3 protein-coding genes are annotated in these 2,979 nt (G+C 68.3%); all 3 read left to right on the forward strand.

Going from position 1 to position 2,979, the window contains the following annotated elements; genetic code table 11:
• Window positions 1-1,584, forward strand: a 1,584-nt coding sequence (locus AB3X43_RS07700) for a DNA translocase FtsK (protein WP_369429268.1), incomplete at its 5' end; no start/stop codon positions are given.
• A complete protein-coding gene (lolA, locus tag AB3X43_RS07705; RefSeq protein ID WP_369429269.1) occupies window positions 1,584-2,225 on the forward strand; it encodes an outer membrane lipoprotein periplasmic chaperone LolA in 642 nt (213 codons plus the stop codon). The genes AB3X43_RS07700 and lolA, both read left to right, overlap by 1 nt.
• A partial coding sequence (locus tag AB3X43_RS07710; RefSeq protein ID WP_369429270.1) for an AAA family ATPase occupies window positions 2,222-2,979 on the forward strand: 758 nt, incomplete at its 3' end. The genes lolA and AB3X43_RS07710, both read left to right, overlap by 4 nt.

Genomic DNA, 2,979 nt, shown 5'->3' on the forward strand with positions numbered 1-2,979 from the left:
CCGATGCCGATGCCGGTACCGACACCTGCGCGTGTCGCCGTGGCGGTTTCGTCCTCTCCGGTGTCTGTGCCCGTGCTGACGCCGATCGACGGTCCCGCCCACCTGCCGCAGGTCGGCCTTCTGGACTTGGCCACGCCCGCCACCGAGACCACATCGCCCGAGATGCTGGAGGCCACCAGCCGCATGATCGAGCGCAAGCTCGCGGACTTCGGCGTCGAGGTGCAGGTCATCGCCGCCATGCCCGGCCCGGTGATCACGCGCTTCGAGATCGAACCGGCCACTGGCGTCAAGGGTTCGCAGATCGTCAACCTCGCCAAGGATCTCGCGCGCTCGCTCAGCCTCGTGTCGATCCGCGTGGTCGAGACGATTCCGGGCCGCAACTGCATGGCACTGGAGCTGCCGAACGCCAAGCGCCAGATCATCCGGCTGTCCGAGGTGCTCGGCGCGCCGATCTACACCAACGCGGCCTCGCTGCTGACGCTCGGCCTCGGCAAGGACATCGTCGGCCAGCCGTTCGTGGCCGATCTGGGCAAGATGCCGCACTGCCTGGTGGCCGGCACGACCGGCTCCGGCAAGTCGGTGGGCATCAACAGCATGATCCTGTCGCTGCTCTACAAGGCCGACGCCAGCGATGTGCGCCTGATCCTGATCGACCCGAAGATGCTGGAAATGAGCGTCTACGAAGGCATTCCGCACCTGCTCGCCCCGGTTGTCACCGACATGAAGCAGGCCTCGAACGCGCTGAACTGGTGCGTGGCCGAGATGGAGCGGCGCTACAAGCTGCTCAGCAAGATGGGTGTGCGCAACCTCGCCGGCTACAACAAGAAGATCGCCGATGCCACCGAGCGCGAGGAGCTGATCCCCAACCCGTTCAGCCTGACGCCCGAGGAGCCCGAGCCGCTCGACCGCCTGCCGCACATCGTGGTGGTGATCGACGAGCTGGCCGACCTGATGATGGTCGTCGGCAAGAAGATCGAGGAACTGATCGCCCGGCTGGCGCAGAAGGCCCGCGCCGCCGGCATCCACCTGATCCTGGCGACGCAGCGCCCGTCGGTCGATGTCATCACCGGCCTGATCAAGGCCAACATCCCCACGCGCCTGAGCTTCCAGGTCTCCAGCAAGATCGACAGCCGCACCATCCTCGACCAGATGGGCGCGGAAGCCTTGCTGGGGCAGGGCGACATGCTGTACCTCTCGCCCGGTTCCGGTGTGCCGATCCGCGTGCACGGCGCTTTCGTCAGCGATGACGAGGTGCACCGCGTCGTCGAATACCTGAAGACGCAGGGTGAGCCGAACTACATCGAAGGCATCCTCGAAGGCGGCGTGCTCGACGGCGATGGCGGCAACGACACCAACGCCGAAGGCGGCGGCGGCGACGCCGAGGCCGACCCGATGTACGACCAGGCCGTGGCCGTCGTGCTGCAGAACCGCAAGGCCTCGATCTCGCTGGTGCAGCGCCACCTGCGCATCGGCTACAACCGCGCGGCCCGCCTGCTGGAACAAATGGAGCAATCCGGACTCGTATCCAGCATGTCCACCAATGGCAACCGTGACCTCCTCGTCCCGGCGCGCAACAACGAATGATGCTGAATCCCCCGAAGTCCCCGAAGGCTGTGCTGCTGCGCGGCGCCGTGCTGGCGCTCGCGGTCCTGAGCCCCGTGCTGGCCCGTGCCGATGCGGTCGACGCGCTGCGCAGCTTCGTGCAGACGGTGCAGTCCGGCCGCTCACCGTTCACGCAGGTCGTCACCGCACCGGACGGAGCGAAGAAGAAGACCTCGTCGGGCGAGTTCGAGTTCCAGCGGCCCAACCGCTTCCGCTTCGAGTACACCAAGCCCTACGAGCAGCAGATCGTCGCCGATGGGCAGAAGGTCTGGCTCTACGACGTCGATCTGAACCAGGTGACGGTGCGCGCCTTCGACCAGGTGCTCGGCTCGACCCCGGCGGCGCTGCTGGCCGGCGGCAACCTGGACCGGGACTTCACGCTCCAGGCCGACGCGGACGCGGGTGGCCTGCAGTGGGTGCAGGCCCAGCCCAGGGCCAAGGAGGGCCAGATCCGCCAGCTGCGGGTCGGCTTTCGCGGCAAGGAGCTGGCGGCGATCGAGCTGGTCGATGCCCTCGGCCAGCGCTCGCGGCTGGACTTCGGCCGCTTCGAGCCGAATGTGGCGCTGGCGCCGGCCCGCTTCAAGTTCACGGTGCCCTCGGGCGCTGACGTGCTGCAGCAGTGACCACTCCGATCGGCGATCTGTTCGGCGACCTGCCGGACACCGATCCGGCACCCGCGGCGGCACCGGCTCCGGTCGCCGACGCCCCGCTCGCCGAGCGCCTGCGCCCGCGCCACCTCGACGAGGTCATCGGCCAGCACGACCTGCTCGGACCAGGCAAGCCGGTGCGGGTGGCATTCGAATCGGGCCGGCCGCACTCGATGATCCTGTGGGGCCCGCCCGGCGTGGGCAAGACGACGCTGGCGCGGCTCATGGCCGATGCCTTTGACAGCCGCTTTGTGCAGATTTCGGCCGTGCTCGGTGGCGTGAAGGACATTCGCGATGCGGTCGAGCAGGCGCGGGTGGCACAGGCGCAGGGGCGGCGCTGCATCGTCTTCGTGGACGAGGTGCACCGCTTCAACAAGGCGCAGCAGGACGCCTTTCTGCCCCACGTCGAGTCCGGCCTGTTCACCTTCATCGGCGCGACGACCGAGAACCCGTCGTTCGAGGTCAACTCCGCACTGCTGTCGCGGGCGACGGTCCACGTGCTGCAACCGTTGTCCGAGGACGATCTGGGCACGCTGCTGGCCACCGCCCGCGCCGAACTCCAGGCCGCCGCGCCGACCCCCGAGGCCGCGCAGCGCCTCATCACCTACGCGGACGGCGACGCACGCCGCCTGCTCAACACCTACGAGAACGTGGTGCGCATGGTCGGCACGGCCACTGCGCTGGATGAAGCGGCACTGGAGCGCAGCCTGGGTGCGCAGCTGCGCCGCTA

It is taken from the genome of Sphaerotilus sp., assembly GCF_041083715.1.
In the GTDB taxonomy this organism is placed as follows: domain Bacteria; phylum Pseudomonadota; class Gammaproteobacteria; order Burkholderiales; family Burkholderiaceae_C; genus Sphaerotilus.

Coding starts and splice junctions, on each gene's coding strand:
- lolA (WP_369429269.1), top strand. CDS start 1,584: ATGCTGAATCCCCCGAAGTCCCCGAAGGCTGTGCTGCTGCGCGGCGCC.